The organism is Tenacibaculum sp. ZH5_bin.1 (genome assembly GCF_042865525.1).
Taxonomy (GTDB): domain Bacteria; phylum Bacteroidota; class Bacteroidia; order Flavobacteriales; family Flavobacteriaceae; genus Polaribacter; species Polaribacter mesophilus.
This window is the reverse complement of sequence record NZ_JBEGIO010000005.1, coordinates 78,559-99,546: the sequence shown is the minus strand read 5'-3', so window position 1 is coordinate 99,546 and position 20,988 is coordinate 78,559. Positions and strand designations below refer to the sequence as shown.

General features: G+C 31.5%; 23 protein-coding genes. 8 read left to right on the top strand and 15 right to left on the bottom strand.

The window, feature by feature from the left end:
* The first annotated feature begins 102 nt into the window (after window positions 1-102).
* The 5 genes from ABHQ57_RS13105 (at window position 103) to ABHQ57_RS13085 (ending at window position 4,339) form a co-directional block, all read left to right on the top strand.
* Complete coding sequence (locus ABHQ57_RS13105; RefSeq protein ID WP_047789025.1) at window positions 103-960, top strand: hypothetical protein; 858 nt, start codon at window positions 103-105, stop codon at window positions 958-960.
* Window positions 923-2,299: a peptidylprolyl isomerase gene (locus ABHQ57_RS13100; protein WP_231128404.1), complete on the top strand. Its 1,377-nt coding sequence runs from the start codon at window positions 923-925 to the stop codon at window positions 2,297-2,299. Before ABHQ57_RS13105 ends, ABHQ57_RS13100 begins: the two co-directional genes overlap by 38 nt.
* A gap of 100 nt (window positions 2,300-2,399) precedes the next feature.
* A complete protein-coding gene (locus ABHQ57_RS13095; RefSeq protein WP_125067224.1) occupies window positions 2,400-3,353 on the top strand; it encodes a MoxR family ATPase in 954 nt (317 codons plus the stop codon).
* Window position 3,354: 1 nt separating this feature from the next.
* Window positions 3,355-3,801 (top strand): DUF4440 domain-containing protein, encoded by a 447-nt coding sequence (locus ABHQ57_RS13090; RefSeq protein ID WP_167713675.1) that lies wholly within the window; start codon window positions 3,355-3,357, stop codon window positions 3,799-3,801.
* Window positions 3,802-3,811: 10 nt separating this feature from the next.
* Window positions 3,812-4,339 (top strand): YgcG family protein, encoded by a 528-nt coding sequence (locus ABHQ57_RS13085; RefSeq protein ID WP_167713676.1) that lies wholly within the window; start codon window positions 3,812-3,814, stop codon window positions 4,337-4,339.
* A gap of 145 nt (window positions 4,340-4,484) precedes the next feature.
* On the opposite strand, the gene ABHQ57_RS13080 is transcribed toward ABHQ57_RS13085, so the two are convergent.
* Window positions 4,485-4,829, bottom strand: a complete 345-nt coding sequence (locus ABHQ57_RS13080; RefSeq protein ID WP_047789021.1) for a helix-turn-helix domain-containing protein — start codon at window positions 4,827-4,829, stop codon at window positions 4,485-4,487.
* Between the two features lie 133 nt (window positions 4,830-4,962).
* On the opposite strand from ABHQ57_RS13080, the gene ABHQ57_RS13075 reads away from it, so the two are divergent.
* A complete protein-coding gene (locus ABHQ57_RS13075) occupies window positions 4,963-5,829 on the top strand; it encodes an MBL fold metallo-hydrolase (RefSeq protein WP_167713677.1) in 867 nt (288 codons plus the stop codon).
* 51 nt (window positions 5,830-5,880) lie between these two features.
* On the opposite strand, the gene ABHQ57_RS13070 is transcribed toward ABHQ57_RS13075, so the two are convergent.
* Window positions 5,881-6,768, bottom strand: coding sequence for a 3-hydroxybutyryl-CoA dehydrogenase (locus ABHQ57_RS13070; RefSeq protein WP_047789019.1), 888 nt, complete (start codon window positions 6,766-6,768; stop codon window positions 5,881-5,883).
* A 149-nt stretch (window positions 6,769-6,917) separates the two neighbouring features.
* Window positions 6,918-7,877, bottom strand: coding sequence for a Gfo/Idh/MocA family protein (locus ABHQ57_RS13065; RefSeq protein ID WP_159611666.1), 960 nt, complete (start codon window positions 7,875-7,877; stop codon window positions 6,918-6,920).
* A gap of 131 nt (window positions 7,878-8,008) precedes the next feature.
* Here ABHQ57_RS13065 and ABHQ57_RS13060 point away from each other — a divergent pair, with 131 nt between their 5' ends.
* Entirely contained in the window at window positions 8,009-8,650 is a 642-nt protein-coding gene (locus ABHQ57_RS13060) for a protein-L-isoaspartate(D-aspartate) O-methyltransferase (protein WP_047789017.1), read from the top strand.
* 274 nt (window positions 8,651-8,924) lie between these two features.
* Here ABHQ57_RS13060 and ABHQ57_RS13055 read toward each other — a convergent pair whose 3' ends face one another.
* The 11 genes from ABHQ57_RS13055 to ABHQ57_RS13005 form a co-directional block, all read right to left on the bottom strand.
* On the bottom strand, window positions 8,925-9,098 hold the full coding sequence (locus ABHQ57_RS13055) for a hypothetical protein (RefSeq protein WP_156167015.1): 174 nt from the start codon (window positions 9,096-9,098) through the stop codon (window positions 8,925-8,927).
* 18 nt (window positions 9,099-9,116) lie between these two features.
* Window positions 9,117-9,977 carry a substrate-binding domain-containing protein gene (locus ABHQ57_RS13050; RefSeq protein WP_167713678.1) on the bottom strand — a complete coding sequence of 287 codons (861 nt, stop codon included), beginning with the start codon at window positions 9,975-9,977 and terminating at the stop codon, window positions 9,117-9,119.
* Entirely contained in the window at window positions 9,978-10,847 is an 870-nt protein-coding gene (locus ABHQ57_RS13045) for a nucleoside phosphorylase (protein ID WP_159611662.1), read from the bottom strand. It abuts the gene before it with no gap.
* Window positions 10,848-11,792, bottom strand: coding sequence for a DUF1835 domain-containing protein (locus tag ABHQ57_RS13040; protein ID WP_159491368.1), 945 nt, complete (start codon window positions 11,790-11,792; stop codon window positions 10,848-10,850). It abuts the gene before it with no gap.
* A 147-nt stretch (window positions 11,793-11,939) separates the two neighbouring features.
* Entirely contained in the window at window positions 11,940-12,263 is a 324-nt protein-coding gene (locus ABHQ57_RS13035) for a translation initiation factor (RefSeq protein ID WP_073183642.1), read from the bottom strand.
* Window positions 12,264-12,268: 5 nt separating this feature from the next.
* Window positions 12,269-13,216 carry an isopenicillin N synthase family oxygenase gene (locus ABHQ57_RS13030; protein WP_167713679.1) on the bottom strand — a complete coding sequence of 316 codons (948 nt, stop codon included), beginning with the start codon at window positions 13,214-13,216 and terminating at the stop codon, window positions 12,269-12,271.
* A 60-nt stretch (window positions 13,217-13,276) separates the two neighbouring features.
* On the bottom strand, window positions 13,277-13,960 hold the full coding sequence (locus ABHQ57_RS13025) for a DUF6048 family protein (protein ID WP_231128405.1): 684 nt from the start codon (window positions 13,958-13,960) through the stop codon (window positions 13,277-13,279).
* Window positions 13,961-13,982: 22 nt separating this feature from the next.
* Entirely contained in the window at window positions 13,983-14,459 is a 477-nt protein-coding gene (locus ABHQ57_RS13020) for a DUF6452 family protein (protein ID WP_167713680.1), read from the bottom strand.
* A gap of 7 nt (window positions 14,460-14,466) precedes the next feature.
* Window positions 14,467-15,918: a 23S rRNA (uracil(1939)-C(5))-methyltransferase RlmD gene (gene rlmD, locus ABHQ57_RS13015; RefSeq protein ID WP_167713681.1), complete on the bottom strand. Its 1,452-nt coding sequence runs from the start codon at window positions 15,916-15,918 to the stop codon at window positions 14,467-14,469.
* Between the two features lie 114 nt (window positions 15,919-16,032).
* On the bottom strand, window positions 16,033-16,728 hold the full coding sequence (locus ABHQ57_RS13010; RefSeq protein ID WP_047789008.1) for an OmpA family protein: 696 nt from the start codon (window positions 16,726-16,728) through the stop codon (window positions 16,033-16,035).
* A 13-nt stretch (window positions 16,729-16,741) separates the two neighbouring features.
* Window positions 16,742-17,218, bottom strand: coding sequence for a lipocalin family protein (locus ABHQ57_RS13005; RefSeq protein WP_047789007.1), 477 nt, complete (start codon window positions 17,216-17,218; stop codon window positions 16,742-16,744).
* Window positions 17,219-17,466: 248 nt separating this feature from the next.
* On the opposite strand from ABHQ57_RS13005, the gene rocD reads away from it, so the two are divergent.
* Window positions 17,467-18,711, top strand: a complete 1,245-nt coding sequence (rocD, locus tag ABHQ57_RS13000; protein WP_159611654.1) for an ornithine--oxo-acid transaminase — start codon at window positions 17,467-17,469, stop codon at window positions 18,709-18,711.
* A gap of 250 nt (window positions 18,712-18,961) precedes the next feature.
* On the opposite strand, the gene yidC is transcribed toward rocD, so the two are convergent.
* Window positions 18,962-20,833: a membrane protein insertase YidC gene (gene yidC, locus ABHQ57_RS12995; protein WP_167713682.1), complete on the bottom strand. Its 1,872-nt coding sequence runs from the start codon at window positions 20,831-20,833 to the stop codon at window positions 18,962-18,964.
* Between the last annotated feature and the right edge of the window lie 155 nt (window positions 20,834-20,988).

The window sequence follows — 20,988 nt, the reverse complement described above, 5'->3', positions numbered from 1 at the left end:
AGTAAGGAAAAGAATGATAAAAAAGCTATGAAACAACTATATGGTTAGAGTAAGAAAAGGGGATTAATAAAATTTAAGAATACGTTTAACCAATAATACAAAGTGAGAAAATATATTTTTTTAACAACATTATTTATAATCGTTTCATGTGATCTTGTTAGTTTAAAAACTAAAAGGGTTACGAGTGAAAGACCAATTGCTACTGTTTATAATAAACATCTATACAAAAAAGATATTGCTGGTTTATTGCCAAAAAATCTTTCACCCAAAGATAGTTTAGTTATAGTAAAAGGTTTGATTAATTCTTGGGCTAAACAAGAATTATTGTACATTAAAGCAGAAGAGAATATCTCAGAAGTAAACAGTGAAGAAATACAAAACTTAGTTAACGATTATAAAAAGAGTTTATACATTAACGGCTATAAAGAACGTTTGATAAAACAACAATTAGATACGGTTGTTACTGAGGAAGAAATAGAGTTGTATTATGAGGAAAATAAAGAGAATTTTAAAGTAAGTGAAGAACTTGTACAATTTGAATATGTACATTTTGGTAAAGATTACCTGGATAAAAAAGAAACAATAAAGCAGTTTAAGTCAGAAAAAGAAGAGGATAAAGAAGATTTAGAAAGACATTTATTAAATTTTAAATCATATCGATTACAAGATTCAACTTGGGTAACTTTTGAATATTTAAAGAAAAAAATTCCACCTTTTCGTAACGAAACGAAAGAAAACTTGTTAAAAATATCAAAATTCATACAAAAAGAAGATAGTTTAGGAGTATATTTGGTCGCTGTAAAAAATATGTTACCACAAAACGCTACGGCTCCACTGAGCTATGTAAGCGCTAGAATAAAACAGATTATTTTACATAAAAGAAAATTAGAATTAATACGAGATATTGAAAAAACGCTGATAAATGATGCAATTGAAAACAAGAACTTTAAAGAATATTAGTATAGTATTTACGTTGTTTTTAGCAGGCTTAACAACAGTTAATGGACAAGGAACAAAAGTAGATGGTGTTGCTGTGGTGGTAGGTAAAAACATTGTTTTAGATTCTGATATAGATAAGTTTAAGCAAGAAGTAGAGTTAAGAAGTGAAGGAAAAGTAAAGATATCTGACTGTGAAATGTTAGAAGAATTAATGCAACAAAAACTATTAGCTCATCATGCAATTATTGATAGTGTAACAGTATCTCAATCTGAAATTGATAGTAGAGTAGATAGAAGTATTGCTTTTTTTACACAAGAATATGGAAGTGAAGAAAAAGTGGTTGAAGCTTATGGTTTTAATGATGTTGAAGATTTAAAGAAAGAACTAGGTAGAGTTCAAAGAGAGAATTTACTAATAGAAAAAGAACAGCAAAAGATCACTGAAAATATTGACGTAACTCCAGAAGAAATTCGCATCTATTTTAAAGGATTACAAGATAAGGGAGAGCTTCCTGAAATACCAGCTGAAGTTCAATTGCAACAATTAGTAGTAAAAGCAGAACCAACAGAAGAAGAGAAAGAGCGAGTAATAAACAAATTAAAAGAAATAAAAAAAGAAATAGAAAACGGTGCAAGTTTTAAGTTGAAGGCAATTATTAACTCAGAAGATCCAGGAGTAGCTCAAAATGGTGGGAAATATGTAATTACAAAAGATAGTCCATTTATTAAAGAATTTAAAGAAACAGCATTTTCATTGGATGTAAATCAAATCTCAGAGCCTATTAAATCAGCTTTCGGATACCATATACTTCAACTGCATAAAATTAAAGGTAATCAACGAGAAGTATCTCATATTTTAATGCAACCTGAAGTTTCTGATGAAAAATTAAATGAAACTAAAGAACAAATAGAAAAGATAGTAGCTGATATAAAAGAAGAGAAAATAACTTTTGAAGAAGCTGTAAAGAAATATTCTGAGGATGAAGAAACAAAAAATAGTGCAGGTATTATAATGAATCCTTATACTCAAGAACCAACTTTTGAGTTAACGAGAATGCCGCCTGAACTATTCGCAAGAATTAGTGAGTTGAAAAAAGGTGATTTGTCTGATATTTTTTATGATGAAACACGAGAAGGAGAAAAAATGTATAAAGTAATCTTATTAAAAGATAAAACAGATACACATAAAGCTGATTTAGTAGATGACTATGTAAGAATGCAAGAATTTGCTCTTGCTAAGAAAAAAGAAGAAGAAATTACAAAATGGACCAAGGATAAAATCCAAGAAACTTACCTAAAATTAAGTAACGATTATAAGAAGTGTACTTTCAAGAAAGATTGGAAGAAAGAAAACAAATAAGAAATAATAAATTTAGTATATTGTCATTCCCGCGAAAGCGGGAATTTCATTTTATAAAAGTTTGTAATTAAATTTATTGAACAAAGAAAAATTTTGATTTATGTCTGACGTAACAGCAGTAAACACACTTGTAGAAAAATATAGTCAACTACAACAAGAAATAGGTAAGGTTATAATAGGTCAGCAAGAAGCTGTAAACTATACATTACTTTCAATTTTTTGTGGAGGACATTCGTTGTTAATTGGAGTACCAGGATTGGCAAAAACCTTATTAGTAAATACAATTTCTAGCGCATTAGGGTTGAATTTTAATAGAATTCAGTTTACTCCAGATTTAATGCCTTCTGATATTTTAGGAAGTGAAATATTAGATGAAACGCGTCATTTTAAATTTATAAAAGGACCAATTTTTTCAAATATCATTTTAGCAGATGAAATAAATCGTACACCACCTAAAACACAAGCAGCTTTACTAGAGGCTATGCAAGAAAAATCGGTAACTGTAGCAGGACATCATTATAAGTTAGAGCTACCATTTTTTGTATTAGCAACTCAGAATCCAATTGAGCAAGAAGGAACGTATCCTTTACCAGAAGCGCAACTAGACCGTTTTATGTTTTCAATCAACTTAGAGTATCCAAGCTTTGAAGAAGAGGTACAAGTGGTAAAAAATACGACATCAATAGCTGAACAAACAGTCAACGCTATTTTTTCTTCAGAAGAAATTATTGAAGTCCAAAAGTTAATACGTAAAATTCCTGTAGCAGATAATGTAGTTGAGTATGCTGTTGGTTTGGTGGGTAAAACACGTCCTAATTCAGATAAAGCTACTGAATTAATTAAAAAGTACATTGATTGGGGAGCAGGACCAAGAGCTTCACAAAACTTAATTTTGGCAGCCAAAGCACACGCAGCGGTACATGGAAAATATTCTCCAGACATTGAGGATGTTCAAGCGGTAGCTATTCCTATTTTATCACATAGAATTGTGAAGAATTATAAAGCAGAGGCTGAGGGAGTGACGGTAAAAGAAATTATAAATTCTCTATTTTAAAATGAAAAAATTTTTAAGTATTGTTTTTTTAGTGATATTATTTGTTTCATGTAAGCAAGAAGCAGCCAAAACCGTTTCAGAAGAAACAGAAAAACAAGAGATTTTATCGGTGATGAAGGCACAAGAAGAAGCTTGGTCAAATCACGATTTAGAAGGTTTTATGCAAGGGTATTGGAAGAGTGATTCATTAAAGTTTTACGGACGAAATGGAGTTACTTTTGGATGGCAAAAAACCTTAGATAATTATAAAAAAGGGTATCCAACAAAAGAACACTCAGGAACATTAACTTTTAAGATTAATGACATTTCTAAAATTACTGAAGGAGCTTATTCAGTTATGGGTGAATATCATTTAAAAAGAACAATAGGAGACGCTAACGGCGTTTTTATGATTATTTTTAAGAAGATACAAGATGAGTGGAAAATCATAGCGGATACTTCGTGTTAAATAAAGAGAGATGAAAAAGGAAAAAGTTATAGTAATACTACTTCTAATAATTGTAGTATTCTCATGTAAAAGTACAGAAAATGAAAAGGAAGTAGTCTTTTTTAATAAGTCAAAAGAAGTTGTAGAGAGTAAGTTTCCTTTTCCGATAGGTTATGTGAATGATTATGAAGATATGTTCACAAATGATGAAGAGCAAAAATTGGAAAAACTAATTGATGATTATGAAAAAGAATCAACAAATGTTATAGCAGTTGTTACTGTAAGTAGTTATCAACCGTATGATAATATTGAAGATTATTCTTTAGCGTTGGCTAATGATTGGGGAGTAGGGAGAAAAGACAAGAATAATGGCTTAACAATTGTTATCAATAAATTAAAAAGAGAAATACGAATATCTACAGGGTTAGGAACAGAAGAAACGCTTACCGATGAAATTTGCAAAAAGGTAATAGATAGTGTAATTGTTCCTGAGTTTAAAAACGAAAACTACTATAGAGGAATTGAAAAAGGAATCGGTAGTTTAATAAAACAATGGTAAAGTATTAGCCCTAAAAAAGCTTCTGAAAGTATTCTCACTACTTTCTCAGCTTTTCTATTTTCAGAATAATCGTAAAAAGCTATTAGATAAACTTATAATTTAGGAAACTAGTCTTTAGTTTACTATGATGGGGGTAATCATCTTTTCAGTTATATTTAGGAAAAGGAATTTTCTTATGCTCCATGTAATCAATTCCCCAAGCATGTAATGGGGCTAAAGCATTGACTAAATCATTGCCAAATGGAGTAAGAGAATACTCAACTCTTGGAGGTACTTCAGCATATATTTTTCTGTTAATAATTCCATCAGTTTCTAACTCTTTTAACTGGCTAGTTAACATCTTTTCTGAAATTGTTTCACATGCAGTCTTGATTTGTCCATACCTAAGTGGTTTTTCAACAAGCCTAGAAATGATAAATAACTTCCATTTTCCACTTACAACTTTTGTCGCATAAGTTAAAGGGCAATAATCAGGTGAAAATTTTTTCATTTTTTTTAAATTCTATCTTTTTGGTACTAAAAAAACTAACCAAAAGGTGCGTAAGGTACAAAAATGTAACGTATTGTTTCTTGTTTAAAAGTGCTTTAGTTTCGTGACTATATAAGAAAAAAAACATATAAAAATGAAGAAACGTTATCAATTGCTACTCGTAATTTTAACCATGATTAGTGCGTGTAAAACAACTAATAAAACAAGAAGAGAAAACACAACAAAACTGGAATATATACGACAGGCTACGGTGTTTTTAGAAGTAAACTCAAAAAAAATATTAATAGACCCTGTTTTGTCAGATAAGGGAACACAAGACCCAATTCCTTTTTCTAATGATAAACGGATTCCTATGAATGATTTACCGATACCTAAAAATAAAATTATAGAACAAGCCGATGCTGTTTTGATAACGCATTACCATCCAGATCATTTTGATGCTGATGCTGAAAAATTACTTCCTAAAAACATACTTATTTTTTGCCAACCTTTTGATGTAGAAAAATTAAAATCAAAAGGATTTACAAACTTACAAAGCATAGAGCAGGTTGTAAATTGGTCTGGAGTATCGATAAAACGCTACGAAGCACATCATCATGAAGGAGCAACAGGAGCAATGCCTTTTGGCGAATCATCTTCTTTTTCTTTAACATTTAAAGAAGATACAATATTTATTACAGGAGACGCCGTTTTAGATAGTCTTTTAAAGAATGCTTTGAAAATTGAAAAACCTACTCATATTATTGCAAATACAGGGGAGTGTACTTTTAGCAAGCCAAACCCTGTTTTAGAACCAGGTAAACATATGACGTTAAGTAAAGAAGAATTACTAAGGATAGCTGTTGAGAATAAGAAAGCTATTTTAATAGCAATTCATATGGACGCAATAAATCATTGTGGATTAACGAAAGAGGAGCTTCGCTTATTTTTAAAAGAGCAAGAAAAATCTATTCAAGATAAAATTGTAATCCCTAATGAAGGTGAAGTATTACAGTTATAAAACAAAAAGAAGCCTTTTGGGCTTCTTTTTGTTTTATATTTTTCTTAGTTTTTAAGAAAACATCTTAGCAACTTTCTCAGCTTTTCTACTTTCAGAATAATCGTAAAAACCTTCACCAGATTTAACACCTAATTTACCTGCTGCAACCATGTTTACTAATAACGGACATGGAGCATATTTAGGGTTTTTAAATCCGTCATACATTACGTTTAAGATAGATAAACAAACATCTAACCCAATAAAATCGGCTAATTGTAATGGTCCCATTGGATGTGCCATTCCTAATTTCATTACGGTATCAATTTCAGCAACACCAGCAACACCGTTGTATAACGTTTCAATACTTTCGTTAATCATTGGCATTAAAATACGATTGGCAACAAAACCTGGGTAATCATTTACTTCAACAGGAACTTTATTTATTTTCTTAGTTAAATCAACTGTAAAGTCCATTACTTCATCAGAAGTGTTGTATCCTCTAATAATTTCAACCAATTTCATAATTGGCACAGGATTCATAAAGTGCATTCCAATTACTTTTTCAGGTCTATTGGTAGCTGCTGCAATTTGAGTAATTGAGATTGATGAAGTGTTGGTAGCTAAAATAGTATCCTCAGCACAAGCTTCATCTAAATCTTTAAAAATCTTAAGTTTTAAGTCAATATTTTCAGTAGCAGCCTCAACAACTAAACTAGTATTCTGTACACCTTCTTTAATAGAAGTGTAGGTAGTAATATTGTTTAAGGTATTATTTTTATCGTCTTCAGTAATTTTTTCTTTCGCTACCATTCTATCTAAGTTTTTAGTAATGGTTGCTAAACCTCTATCTAAGGCAGCTTGCGAAATGTCGATAAGTTGAACATTGTATCCAAATTGAGCAAACGTATGCGCAATTCCATTTCCCATTGTTCCTGCTCCAATTACGGCGATATTTTTCATGTTGTTGTGTTTTGGTATTTATATGGGCGTTCCCCTATGGGGCGGGCTTTCCGCTACAATCTTTTTGGTGTATTCTTCGCTTTACTCAGAATAACAAAAAAGGATTTTCACTGCAATCCCTAACGCGGTTGTTACTTATTTACTTTATTCTAAAAACAGTCTATAATCTGATGTGCTACACGTAAAGCTTCAGTACCTTGACGTAACGAAACAATAGGCGTAGTATTATTGTGAATAGCATCTGCAAACGATTCTAATTCATCTAAAATAGCGTTGTTAGCTACTACTTCAGGATTATCGTAATAAATTTGCTTTTTAACACCTTCAGCATTCTGCAAAATCATAGCAAACTCATCAGGTTTTTCTGGTACGTCTTTCATTCTAACAACTTCTGATTGCTTTTCTAAGAAGTTTACTGAAATGTATGCGTCTCTTTGGAAAAAACGGCTCTTACGCATGTTTTTCATCGAAATTCTACTTGCTGTTAGGTTCGCAACACAACCATTTTCAAATTCAATACGAGCATTAGCAATATCAGGAGTTTCTGAAATTACTGATACACCACTTGCATGCACACTTTTTACTTTTGAGTTTACAACCGATAAAATAATATCAATATCATGAATCATTAAATCTAAAACTACAGGTACATCTGTTCCTCTAGGATTAAATTCAGCCAAACGATGTGTTTCAATAAACATTGGCGTGTCAATCAAGTCTTTTACAGCCATAAAAGCAGGGTTAAAACGCTCTACATGTCCAACTTGACCACGAACATGATGCTGGCTAGCTAAAGTTCTTATAGCTTCAGCTTCTAACACTGTATTCGTAATAGGCTTTTCAATAAAAATATGTTTTCCTTTTTCAATGGCTTGTTTTGCACAATCGAAGTGAGAAAGTGTAGGAGTAACAATGTCAACTACTTCAACAGCATCAATTAATGCTTCTACTGAATCGAATAATTTATAGCCGAACTCATCAGCTACCTTTTGTGCATTTTCTGTAAAAGGGTCATAAAACCCTACTAATTCATATTTTTCTGATTGTTGTAACAAACGCAAATGGATTTTTCCTAAGTGACCTGCGCCTAAAACTCCAGCTTTTAACATAAGTGAAAGATTATTAGTTATTTGATTGGTTTGTTGAAAAAGAAATGATTTCTACAAAAAATCAACGCAAACAAAGATACACTTTTATACAGATTTATTACTACTTTTATCCTCCTGAAATTTTATAATTAGTGAGAGATACAACCAAACACCAAGGACTTAGAAATCAATTAGCAAACGTTTTAGAAGCAAAAGGAATTAATGACGAGAGAGTATTAAAAGCTATCAGAAAAATTCCAAGACATTTGTTTATGGATAGTAGTTTTGAAGCGCATGCGTATCAAGACAAAGCTTTTCCTATTGCTGCTGAACAAACAATTTCTCAGCCTTATACAGTAGCGTTTCAATCACAAGTATTAGAAGTAAAGCCAGGAGAAAAAGTATTAGAAATAGGAACTGGATCTGGATACCAAACGGCAGTATTATTAGAATTGAATGCTGTGGTGTATTCAATAGAAAGGCAACATGAGTTATTTAAAAAAACTTCAATGTTTTTGCCAAGACTTGGATATAAGCCAAAAAGGTTTATTTTTGGTGATGGTTACAAAGGATTACCAGAAGAAGCTCCTTTTGACAAAATTATTGTTACAGCTGGAGCACCGTATGTGCCTAAAGCATTATTGGCGCAAATTAAAGTAGGAGGTAGGTTGTTGATTCCTGTGGGGGATCAAGAGCAAGTAATGACACTTTTTATAAGGAAATCACCAAAAGAATTCGAAAAGCATGAGTTAGGTGATTTTAGGTTTGTGCCAATGTTAAAAAAGAAAAATTAATCATTAAAACTAAATTATATTATGAAAAAAGAGAATGAAACAAAATATTACGTTATTACATGTGTAGGAATCATGTTGTTATTAGTAATGGTGTTTGCCTTTGAAAAAGGTGCTCTGTTAGGAGAAATTATAGCAAAGTAAAAAACTAACACACATAAGATAAGCTCAAATCCTTTTCTATTTTAGAAAAGGATTTTTTGTTATGAGAAAAATCAAAATAAAAAAATCCGCCTAAAAAAGCGGATTTATTGAATTTGAATAAAGAAACATCAACTTATTCAGCGATTGCTATTTCAGTTGCATCTGCAACTACTATCTCTTGTTGTTGATGTTGTTTTTGTTTGTTTTGATTAGTTTTTGCTAATCCACAAGGACTAGTACTTCCGCAAGAAGAAAAACCTAATAAACTAACAGTACAAATTGCAATAAATACTACTTTTTTCATCATTATTCCGTTTTATAAAAATCAAATATACATATTTCTGATTAAGTCACCAGAATTTTCCTTCTTTTCAATAACGTTGAACTCCACCATTTTATTTTGTATGTCCGTAATTAAATTTTCGGAAATAGCTTCGCCGTCATTCCATTCAGTAATAGATAACCATTCCTGAATATCATCTATTTGTTGTTCATACCTATTGGAAAGAACTTTATCAATATTATCGAAGTCTTTAAAGTCTTTAGTACAAGCGTTAATGATATTGTGTACTTTTTTTACTTCTTCAAAATTATTTTCTAAGATTTCATCACGAACAGCAATTACAAAACAAGGCCATGGGGTAGGGCAGTTACCAACTCGCCTAAAAGTACCGTTATCAACCAATGGTTTTGTGGTAAAGTGCTCCCACATAAAATAATCGGCTTCTCCATTAGTTAAAGCGTCTATTCCTCCTTGTAAATCTCCAACTACTTTAAATTGTAGTTTATTAACATCCCAACCATTGTTATGGGCATTTACAATTGCCATAAGTTGAGAACCTGAACCAAATCGGCTAATAGCTACTGTAGCATTCTCTAAGTCATTAATGGTTTTGAATTTTGAGTTCGCAGCAACATGAATTCCCCAAACAAGTGGACTTTTTACAAAAGTTTGTGTAATTTTTGAAGGATTTCCATTAATAATATCTTTAATAATTCCTTCAGTAAGCACTAGGGCAATGTCAACTTCACCAGAGCGTAAAGCTTTCGTCATAGCTCCAGTACCTCCAGGATAATCTTTCCAGCGTAAGTTGATTCCTTCTTTGGTGTATTCTTTATTTTTTAATGTAATGTACCATGGGTAATTAAAATGTTCAGGAACACCACCTATTTTTAATTTCAGCATTTATTCAACTAATTTATCTAGGGTATATGCAATCAAATCATTTACTACTTTATACGGATCTTTACTGAATGTTCCGTTGGCTCTGTTAGCAATAATTGCATTCATTGATGCTGCATTATGACCTAGCAGTTTAGCCAACCCATAAATGGCTGATGTTTCCATTTCAAGGTTGGTAATTCGATTGTTATTATAGTTAAAACTATCAATCTTCTTATTTAAATCGGGGTCTTGCAAAGGTAAGCGTAAAACACGTCCTTGAGGACCATAAAAACCACCAGCAGTAGCTGTAATTCCTATATATACTTTGTTAGATATTAATTTATCTTCTAAAGGTTTTCCATTAGAAATGATTAACGGATATGATTTTTTTGCACTCCAATTGGTATGTTTTATGAAAGCTTCTTCTATATCTGGATGTGAGATTTCATCCACTTGATACGATTGTAACATTCCGTTTAAATCCAACCCGTGAGAGCTTAATAAAAAACTATCTACAGGAATATCAGCATGTAAAGAACCAGAAGTTCCAATTCTTGTAATGTTTAATTGTGTATGTTTTTCTTTAGGTTTACGTGAGTTTAAGTCGATATTAACTAAGGCGTCTAACTCGTTTAAAACAATATCAATATTATCAGGGCCTATTCCTGTAGAAATTACAGAAATTCTTTTTCCTTTATAGGTACCAGTAGTGGTTTTAAATTCTCTTTTTTGTGTGCTAAATTCTATAGTATCAAAGTGTTTGGTGACTTTGTCGACACGATATTGGTCTCCAACAAAAATGATATCGGTAGCAATATGTTCAGGTCTTAAATTCAAATGGTAAATACTACCATCTGGATTTAAGATGAGCTCAGAATGTTGTATACTCATTTACGATGTTATTTTTAACAGCTTATCAGTAGAGTTTACGTAGAGATAGCTGTATTTTTTTGCGCCACCAAGATACGAAAAATCAGAACGAATTTTAGCATAATAGTTTGTTTGGTTTTGCAATACTTTCTTACCTGTTTTACTAAGTTTTACAGGATCAAAAGAGGTAAATAGCTTTTTAAGGCTTTCAAGTTTGTTAACGTATTGAATATCACCAAACCCATAGTTTTCTTGATGAGTTAAAAGACTTCTAAGCAGTTCATCTTGGTTTGCAAATGTATGCTCGTTAGCAACCTTTAAAATATTATTTTCTATATAATTTAATCCATTTTCAATTGAAGGAAAACGAAGTAAATGTGCTTTTATAGCGTTTTCTAGATATACAAAAGGTGATTTTGGATTAAATTTATGTGCATTTTCAAGAGGTAACGGACTATCTGAGCAATATAATTGCCATATATAGTCAGCATATTCTATATCATCTTGAGAAAGCTCTATTTTATTTTTAAAGTGCTCTTTTAATTGATCGTCAGATAATTCTCCTAAACCATATAACTTTTTAGAGTTATCTATTTTACCACTTGTAACTAAAGATATTTTGTGATTTTTACGGTATCTTTTTAGCCAGCTTATTACTGCTAACATATTTACTTGACAAAATAAATCGTATTCAAACCATAAAACAATCTCATCTTGTTGTTTTTGATTACATAGGTTTCGGTATTCTTTAAGGGTATAATCTATAAACTTCTTCTTAGTAATTTTATAAGTAGTTTTTAAAAAGTCAAAACGTGTTTTCCAGAAGTCTTCACTACCTACGTCTACTGATGTTTTTCCTTCACATAACATTTCACGCCACGTAATAATATCACCTTCAATATTTAGTTCTTGAAGTCTTTGAGTTGTAACGTCTCCATTGGTTATGTGTAATAAAGAATGTTTCATAATTTTAGGGAATTGGTTGATTTCTTTATTTATATAAAATAAACGATTTATTTTATACGTTATTATTTACTGGTTGGTATTTAACACTTTACAAAAGTTGTAAATATAAAAAAAATGTCGAAGATTTGCTTCTTCGACATTTTTTACTTATCCACCAACGCGTTTTACGTTGAATCCTTTATCTTTTAAAAGTTGCATTATAGTATCTCTATAATCACCTTGAATTATGATTTTATCATCTTTAAAACTACCACCAACACTTAGTTTGGTTTTGATTTCTTTTGCTAATTTTTTAAAGTCTTGGGTAGCCCCATTATAACCGTCTATTATAGTAACTGGTTTCCCTTTACGTTTTTCATACTTACAAAGAATGGGTTCATCTTGTAACCAGACGTCAGGTTTTTTTTCTTCAGGTTTTTCCTCAAACTGATGATCTGGGAATAAATTTTTTAATTGATCTTGTAAATCCATTAGATTTATTTTTTCAATCCTAATTCGCGTAAACGTTCATCTAAAAACTCACCAGCAGTAATATCTTCAAACTGTTTTGGATTGTTTTCATCAATACAGTTTTCTAAAACATCTAATTTCATATCAGAAACAGGATGCATGAAAAATGGAATTGAATAACGTGATGTTCCCCATAATTCTTTAGGAGGGTTAGTTACACGGTGAATTGTTGATTTTAACTTGTTGTTACTATGGCGTGATAACATATCACCTACATTAATCATTAACTCGTCATCTTCTGCTATAGCATCAATCCATTCACCTTTATGGTTTTGAACTTGTAATCCTTTTCCTTGAGCTCCCATTAATAAAGTGATTAAGTTAATGTCACCATGAGCAGCAGCTCTTACAGCTCCTTTAGGTTCTGTTGTAATAGGAGGGTAGTGTATTGGACGTAAAATACTATTTCCGTTTTTGATGTAGTTGTCAAAATACGTTTCTTCTAAACCTAAATGTAAGGCTAATGAACGTAAAACGTATTTAGCTGTTTTTTCTAACATTTGGTAAGCTTCTTTACCCACTTTGTTAAATTCAGGTAATTCTTCAACTTCAACATTTTCTGGGTATTCTTTTGCGTATTTTGAATCTGTATCAACATACTGACCAAAGTGCCAAAACTCTTTTAAATCTCCTTCTTTCTTTCCTTTAGCACTTTCTTTACCAAAAGAAACATACCCTCTTTGACCTCCAATACCTGGAATTTCATATTTTTCTTTTACATCTGTAGGTAAATCAAAAAACTTTTTGATTTCAGCATATAAGTTATCTACTAATTCATCGTCTAAAAAGTGTCCTTTTAATGCTACAAATCCTATATTCTCGTAAGCGTCACCAATTTCATTGATGAATTTTTGTTTTCTTTCAGCATCGTCCGATAAAAAATCTGCTAAGTTTACGCTTGGAATTTTATTCATTGTTAATAAGTTTTATTATTCAGGCAGTAAAGTTAGTGAAATCAAGCGTATGCTGATAATTTATTTATTAACAAAAGGAATTAAGTACGATATTGTATAGTTGAATCCGAAGCCTGTACTGCTTTCAAAAACACGATTAAAACCTGGTGTATATAGCGTTTTAAAGCCTTTTTGATCGTCAACACTTAACATAATTTTATATGAAAAGCTAAAACCTATAAACAAGTTTTTAAAAGTTTCTGCTTTTATACCTAGCTGTAATTCAGTCCAATGAGCGGTAAGTCCGTCGTCAGACATAGGTGTTGTAACAGGGTTTGAAGGAAAATAAGGAGGTAAGTTTTCAGTACCTGAAGAAACATTAGGTTGATAGCTATTTAAGGTATGATCAAATATGGCAAAACCATAACGCATACCAACATAAATTTCGTTATTCATGTCTAACCAATTCTCGTAGGCGTTGTAGTTTGCTCCAAGTCTAATATAACTTCCTTTTGAACTAGAAGAAGAAAAATCTTCATAGGTAGTTTCATCTTCAAAACCTAATTCAGTAGCGATGTACCATTTTTTTGATACTCTATAATCACCTACTAATTCAAGTCCGCTATAACTTTTATCAATAATGGCAAGACCAGGTTTACTAATGTCTAATCCAATACGTAAGCCATATCCTGTTTTATATGTAACGGTATCTTTTTTTTCTTTGGTTTCTTCTTTAGATGTATTTATTTGTGAGTATCCGTTCACAAATACAAAAACGAAACATAGACTAATGAAATACTTGTACATGGGCGCTAGCTTGATTATCGATTAATGGAATTTCTGTAGTTGATAAACTGTTTATCCAACCTGTATCATTTAAAGTTACATTTTCATAAATAATTCTGAAACCACATGAACGAGACACAAAGTCTTCTTTAGGATTGTACTCAATGGTAAGTGTAGCCGTTTGGTTATTAGCTATATTGCCATCTACATCATTCATTTTTAGTGTATAGACTGTTTTTTGAGATAGGCTGTTTAAAGGAATAGCAATACTGTCTACTGTTCTATTGGTAAAAAGGCTATCAGTTTTTCCTTCTGCAATTACAGATAAACGTTCTACATTTTTTAAATCATTCGTATTATCCATATCGTAAAAACGAAGCACTAAATTAGGGGTTACTGGGTTTTGTGTACAGAAATCATCTTTTTCACAGGCCGTTAAACCTGCTATAAATATGAATAGAGCAATGTATTTTTTCATATAATGTTTATTTTTCAAATAGAACTACCGTTTCTATGTGTGATGTATGTGGAAATTGATCTACTAAACTAATCTTTTTTAATTGATATCCGTTTTTCATCAATTCCTCCGTATCACGAGCTTGTGTTGCTGGGTTACAAGATACATAAACCATTCTATCTGCATTTAAGTTTATGATTTTCTTAAGTGTTTTTGGTGCAATACCCGCACGAGCTGGATCTAAAATAATGGTTCTTATCTTATTTTTATATTGTGGGTGTTCGTTTAAGAACTTTCCTACATCAGCTGCATAAAATTGTAAACCTTCAATATTGTTACGTTCTGCATTTTTCTTAGCGTCTTCAATAGCAGAGGCTACAATATCTACACCAACAATTTTAGTGTTATTCGACTTTGAAGCAATAATTTGTCCAATAGTTCCTGTTCCACAGAATAAATCCATCACTACGGTATTGTCAATTGCATCTTTGTTTTCTAACGCATAATCAACTACTTTGGTATATAGTTTTTCGGCAGATTTAGGGTTGGTTTGAAAAAAGCTTTTCATGCTAATTTCAAAATTTAAACCTAATAACTCTTCAACAATTTTATCTTTTCCGTACACCAATTTGATACTTCCTGAGGTAGCAATAGTTCTATCGCCAGTTTCGTCATTAATAGTATGTAATAAACCAGCCACTCTATCGCCAAATAACTCTACTAAATAGTTAGCAAATTCTTTTAAATCAAATTTAGGTAAATCGTGAGAAGTGGTTACTAAGTTGAATAACAATTCGTTGGTTTTGTATGATTTTCTTACCACAAAATACCTAAAGAAACCTTCTTTTTTAGGTCCGTGCCAAGGAGCTAAACCAGTTTTTTTACAGTATTCTCTAATGTTTTTGATGTTGTCTTCTACTTGTTTGTCAAATAAACCAGAATCTTTTTCAAGGTTATCACCCATCCACCAAACACCGCGACGTTTAAAACCTAAGGTAAATTCATCTACATCGGTTTTGTTTTCACGATCGTAACCAATGGCAGAAAAACCATATTCCATTTTATTTCTATAGTGGAATACATTAGGGGAAGCGATAAATTCATCAAATAAATCTTCAATATTTTCAACTTTACCAATACGCTTAAATAAAGATAACGTACTTTCTTGCTTGTATTTGTGTTGTAAATCTATAGGTAATTGAATGTAAGGTGCTCCAGGAATATCTTGATAAGGAATAGCTACTTCGTCCTCAGAATGTTTTAAGACATCAATTAATTTACACTCTGCATACTTTTTCTTTGATTTGTCTACACGTGCTTTTACTAACTGTCCTGGTAAAGTGTTAGGAACAAAAACAACAAAAACACCTTCTTCTGAACGTATTCTTCCAATTCCTTTTCCGCCGAAGGCATAATCTTCAATTAAAATTTCAATGACTTGTCCTCTTTTTACAAACTTATTTCGTTCTCTTCTTGGCATTCTATACTATGATTTATAGTGTGCAAAATTAGGAAAAGATATGGTTTGAAGGTAAAAAAAAGACCACTCATTGTAGAGCAGTCTTTTTAGGTATAGTTTGTAAAAGTTATTTTTTTATTGACGAGCTTCTTGCTTAGCTTCTTTTATCATTTGCTCGTTTGCAACGATAGCAAACTCTACACGTCTATTTTTACTTCTTCCTTCAGCAGTATCGTTTGTTGCTATAGGATCTTTAACACCAAGTCCTTTAGTTTCAAAACGACTGTTTTTTAATCCCTTACTAGCTAGGTAACTTTTTACAGAGTTAGCTCTTTTTTCTGAAAGCGTTTGGTTGTATTCAACCCTACCTGTACTATCTGTATAACCATAAATTACAATATTAGTATCTCCATAATCTTTAAAAACAGGGACTAATTTATCTAAGTTAGCTTTAGCAGTAGTTGTTAAAGTAGCTTTGTTAGTAGCAAAACGAACGGCGTTTTCTCCTAAGGTAAGTTTAATACCTTCACCAACTCTTTCAACTTCAGCACCAGGTAAAGCTTCTTCAATCTCACGAGCTTGTTTATCCATTTGATTACCAATTACACCACCGGCAACACCACCTACAACGCCACCTAAAATAGCTCCAAGTTCTGAGTTGTTTTTACTTCCTACATTATTACCTATTACAGCACCTATCACAGCACCAGCGGCTGTACCAATAGCAGCTCCTTTTTGAGTGTTGTTAGCATTTTGAATAGATTTACATGAGGTAAAAACTGTACTAGCTAAAAATAAAATTGATAAACTATAAATTATTGATTTTTTCATAATGTTTTATTAATTATTGTCTTTGAAATGAATAGGTAATGTTTTTTACTTGGCCAGCAACGTTTACTTTGTCTATTAAATCGAAGCTAGTTTCAGTAACATTATTTATATTTAATATATATCCTTGGTTTACTTCTTTTGCTTTGTGGTTATTTATAATTTTTAAAACAAAATTACCATCTTTATTAACATACCAAGTAATTGGAGAACTAAAGTTTTTACAATTTGTACTTGGATTATTTAAATTCATTTGTCCTTTATTATTGTTAGAGATAAAACTCCAATCACTACCAATAAAACAGTTAGAATCTTCTAAATTAAATGAGTTTACTTTTAAATAATTTGAACCCGGAAAACTTACAGCAGTAATGGTCCAGTTACCCTTTAACATTCGTTCAGTTTTGTTGTCAAGTTTTGTGTTAGTTACAGATGTAGATTTACAGCCGATTGTAACTATAGAAAGCAGTAGTAAAAAAAAGATTTTTTTCATAAAAATGATATTTAGTTAAATTCTCTTAAAGATAAAAAAACTAATTAACTGTTGTTTTATTGTAAATAATAAAAAGTTAAGTAGTCTATATTTTTAGACCCTATAAAATCTAAGAAAGTCACTTAAATTTAATAATTTTGTAGCTAGGGATGATTTCTTTCCCACGCTGAATTTTCGAAACTTCTTTTTCGAAAGGATAAAGGTAGATAAGGAATGGTTATTTTATAAATTTTAAAAAATTAAGAAAAATGGCTGTTTTAGACCAATTAACTTCGCAACAAGCGATTGACTTAGAAAACAAATACGGAGCACATAACTACCATCCATTACCAGTAGTATTGAGTAAAGGAGAAGGAGTATATGTATGGGATGTTGAAGGAAAAAAATATTATGATTTTTTATCGGCTTATTCCGCAGTAAACCAAGGACACTGTCACCCAAAAATTGTAGGGGCAATGGTAAACCAAGCGCAAACATTAACATTAACATCTCGTGCTTTTTATAACGATATGTTAGGAAAGTACGAAAAGTTTGCAACTGAATACTTTGGTTTTGATAAATTATTACCAATGAATACTGGTGCAGAAGCTGTTGAAACGGCTTTAAAAATCTGTAGAAAATGGGCGTATGAAGTAAAAGGAATTAATGAAAACGAAGCGCAAATTATTGTTTGTAAAAATAACTTCCACGGAAGAACAACTACCATTATTTCTTTTTCAAATGATCCAGTAGCACGTAAGAATTTTGGGCCATTTACTAATGGGTTTATAAAAATAGAGTACGATAACTTACAAGCTTTAGAAGAAGCGTTAGAAAACAACGATAACATTGCTGGTTTTATGGCCGAACCTATTCAAGGAGAGGCTGGAGTATATGTACCTTCTGAAGGGTATTTAGCAGCAGCGAAAGCGTTATGTGAAAAACATAATGTATTATTTATTGCAGATGAAGTACAAACAGGTATTGCACGTACAGGTCAGTTATTAGCAGTAAACCACGAAAATGTACAGCCAGATATTTTAATTTTAGGTAAAGCATTAAGTGGAGGAGCATATCCAGTATCTGCAGTATTAGCAAATGATAGCATTATGAATGTTATTAGACCTGGAAACCACGGTTCTACTTTCGGAGGAAACCCAGTTGCAGCAGCAGTAGCTATAGCGGCTTTAGAAGTAGTTAAAGAAGAGAAATTAGCTGAGAATGCTGAGCGTTTAGGTAAAATCTTTAGAGAGGAGTTAGCTGAGTTTGCCAAAGAAAACGAGTTAGTAACGTTAGTACGTGGTAAAGGGTTATTAAATGCTGTTGTAATTAATGATACTGAAGATAGCTCAACAGCTTGGGATATTTGTATGAAGTTACGCGATAACGGATTATTAGCAAAACCAACGCATGGAAACATTATTCGTTTTGCACCACCATTAGTAATGAATGAAGAGCAATTAAGAGACTGTATTAATATTATTAAGAATACTATTACTGAGTTTAAAAAATAGTTTATAGCCTTGATTTATAAGGCATGAGTTATAAACTACTCTTAATCACATTATATACTTTATGGAATGAGCTCGATAAAAATCGAGCTCATTCCATTTAATATTAAAAGTGTTCTATGGTTAATTTAATTAGTTTAAAAGTTAATGGTAGAGTGTATATTTAACTTTTATCTTAAAATCCCTCAAATAGTATCTAACTATTTGAGGGATTTTTTAAAGTGTGTTTTCAGTTAAAATATATGCTGAAAACTTATTTTTTATTTTTAGCGCGTTGTTGTGCAGCTTGTTGTTCCTGAGCTTGTTTCATGGCAGCATCTAAACGCTCACGGAATTTACTCTTTTTAACAGGTTTCTTTTTGTTTTCTTCAATTTTAGCATGAATCTTAGCTTCATCAATAACATAGTTCTTAATAACAAACATGATTATGATGGTTAATAAGTTTGAGATAAAATAGTATAAACTTAATCCACTAGCATAGTTATTAAAGAAGAATAACATCATAATAGGAGAGAAGTAAATCATCCATTTCATCATCTTACTCATGTCAGGCATTCCTTCTTGAGTAGGAGCTTGCATATTAGCTTGCTGGCTTTGGTTCATTTTCATGTAGAAGAAAATAGCTACAGAAGCTAAAATTGGAAATAAACTTACGTGGTCTCCATAGAAAGGAATTTTAAATGGTAATTTAAAAATAGTATCATATGAAGATAAGTCATTAGCCCATAAGAAACCTTCTTGTCTAAAATCAATATTGGTAGGGAAAAATTTGAATAAAGCAAAGAACACAGGCATTTGCATTAATGCGGGTATACAACCAGACATCATGCTCACTCCTGCTTTTCGCTGTACAGCCATAATTTCTTGCTGACGCTTCATAGCGTTTTCTTTCCCAGGATACTTTTTATTGATTTCTTCCATTTCTGGACGAATCACTTTCATTTTAGCACTTGATAGGTACGATTTGTATAATACAGGAGACATTATAATACGTACTACGATTGTCATTAAAATGATAATTAGTCCGTAGTTCCCAATAAATCCTTTTAACATATTAAATACAGGGTAGAATATAGTACGGTTTAAGAAACCAAAAATTCCCCAACCTAAATCAGCAATTTCGTCTAAGCTAGTCCCTTTATAAGATTTTAATAAATTATAATCTGTAGGCCCGTAAAACCATTGCATATTATAATTTAATTCTCCGTTTGTTAAAGCTAATGGAGTTTTTAATCCGTAAGTTTTAGTGTACACACTATCTTTATCTTCACCTGCAAAATCAACAGATTTCAAAGTGGCATTACTAAACGGTGTATCAGATGTTAAAATAGAAGAAAAGAAGTGTTGTTTATAAGCAACCCAATCAATATCACTCACAACATCATCATCGTTCATTTGTAAGTAATCTACTTCATCGTCGGCTTTATAATAGTAGTAAGAGTACATGTTTTCGGTTTTCAAACTCTTTTCGTGTCTAAAACCTTTTAAACTCCAATCTAAATTTATTTCTTGAGAACTATTAATTGTATTACTCAACCCTTGTGAACGAACGGCAAAACCTACACGGTAATCACCTTTTTTCATTTCGTAGCGGTATTCTAAAAACTTAGATTCAGAAACCTTTAACTTCATAGAAAGTACTTGTGTATCTCCATTTTTGGTTAGAGTAGGAGTAAATAGTAAATCTTTAGTATTTAAAATTCGGTTATCAGTAGTTCCGAAGTTGATATTGAAAGAAGCATTATTATCTTTAACCAAGTATAGAGGTAAAGAATCGTATGTTTTGTAGTTTTTAACTAAAGCTTCGATGATTTGCCCCCCTTTGTTATCAATAGTTAACTTAACAACGTCATTTTCTAATGTTGTGTTTCCTTTTTGGCTTTTTGAAGCTCCGTAAGCAAAAGCACCAAACTTATTTCGTAAAGCAATTTGCTGTAACGAGTCGTTTACAATTACATTATCGGTTAAATCGTTTTCAGTGTTAGTAGCATTAGTAGTTTGCTCTGTCTGGGTAGTAGCTTCAGGAGTTTCTTCTGGCTTTTGAGTATTCATCCACCAAAGCATAATTCCTCCTAATAAAAGCATTCCTATGAAGGAATTTAAATCAAATTTTTTTTGTTCCATTGATATATGTTAAAATGTCAACTTGTCATTTAAAGTTTTTCTTAAAAGCTGAAAAACCCGACAAAGGTAGTAAAACCCTATAGTTTTTTTGAGGTTTTACGGTGAATAATTTTGTTAGTAATGGTAGTTCAAACAGTATTCCAATTTTTATAAAC

Bases quoted from the DNA above. Each gene is read 5' to 3' on its own strand.
- ABHQ57_RS13085 (WP_167713676.1), top strand. From the start codon at position 3,812: ATGAAAAAGGAAAAAGTTATAGTAATACTACTTCTAATAATTGTAGTA.
- ABHQ57_RS13050 (WP_167713678.1), bottom strand. From the start codon at position 9,977: ATGCTGAAATTAAAAATAGGTGGTGTTCCTGAACATTTTAATTACCCA.
- ABHQ57_RS13035 (WP_073183642.1), bottom strand. From the start codon at position 12,263: ATGGATTTACAAGATCAATTAAAAAATTTATTCCCAGATCATCAGTTT.
- ABHQ57_RS13010 (WP_047789008.1), bottom strand. From the start codon at position 16,728: ATGAAAAAATCAATAATTTATAGTTTATCAATTTTATTTTTAGCTAGT.
- ABHQ57_RS13020 (WP_167713680.1), bottom strand. From the start codon at position 14,459: ATGAAAAAATACATTGCTCTATTCATATTTATAGCAGGTTTAACGGCC.
- ABHQ57_RS13070 (WP_047789019.1), bottom strand. From the start codon at position 6,768: ATGAAAAATATCGCCGTAATTGGAGCAGGAACAATGGGAAATGGAATT.
- ABHQ57_RS13100 (WP_231128404.1), top strand. From the start codon at position 923: ATGATGCAATTGAAAACAAGAACTTTAAAGAATATTAGTATAGTATTT.
- rlmD (WP_167713681.1), bottom strand. From the start codon at position 15,918: ATGCCAAGAAGAGAACGAAATAAGTTTGTAAAAAGAGGACAAGTCATT.
- ABHQ57_RS13090 (WP_167713675.1), top strand. From the start codon at position 3,355: ATGAAAAAATTTTTAAGTATTGTTTTTTTAGTGATATTATTTGTTTCA.
- ABHQ57_RS13040 (WP_159491368.1), bottom strand. From the start codon at position 11,792: ATGAAACATTCTTTATTACACATAACCAATGGAGACGTTACAACTCAA.
- ABHQ57_RS13080 (WP_047789021.1), bottom strand. From the start codon at position 4,829: ATGAAAAAATTTTCACCTGATTATTGCCCTTTAACTTATGCGACAAAA.
- ABHQ57_RS13055 (WP_156167015.1), bottom strand. From the start codon at position 9,098: ATGATGAAAAAAGTAGTATTTATTGCAATTTGTACTGTTAGTTTATTA.
- yidC (WP_167713682.1), bottom strand. From the start codon at position 20,833: ATGGAACAAAAAAAATTTGATTTAAATTCCTTCATAGGAATGCTTTTA.
- ABHQ57_RS13075 (WP_167713677.1), top strand. From the start codon at position 4,963: ATGAAGAAACGTTATCAATTGCTACTCGTAATTTTAACCATGATTAGT.
- ABHQ57_RS13045 (WP_159611662.1), bottom strand. From the start codon at position 10,847: ATGAGTATACAACATTCTGAGCTCATCTTAAATCCAGATGGTAGTATT.
- rocD (WP_159611654.1), top strand. From the start codon at position 17,467: ATGGCTGTTTTAGACCAATTAACTTCGCAACAAGCGATTGACTTAGAA.
- ABHQ57_RS13095 (WP_125067224.1), top strand. From the start codon at position 2,400: ATGTCTGACGTAACAGCAGTAAACACACTTGTAGAAAAATATAGTCAA.
- ABHQ57_RS13065 (WP_159611666.1), bottom strand. From the start codon at position 7,877: ATGTTAAAAGCTGGAGTTTTAGGCGCAGGTCACTTAGGAAAAATCCAT.
- ABHQ57_RS13030 (WP_167713679.1), bottom strand. From the start codon at position 13,216: ATGAATAAAATTCCAAGCGTAAACTTAGCAGATTTTTTATCGGACGAT.
- ABHQ57_RS13005 (WP_047789007.1), bottom strand. From the start codon at position 17,218: ATGAAAAAAATCTTTTTTTTACTACTGCTTTCTATAGTTACAATCGGC.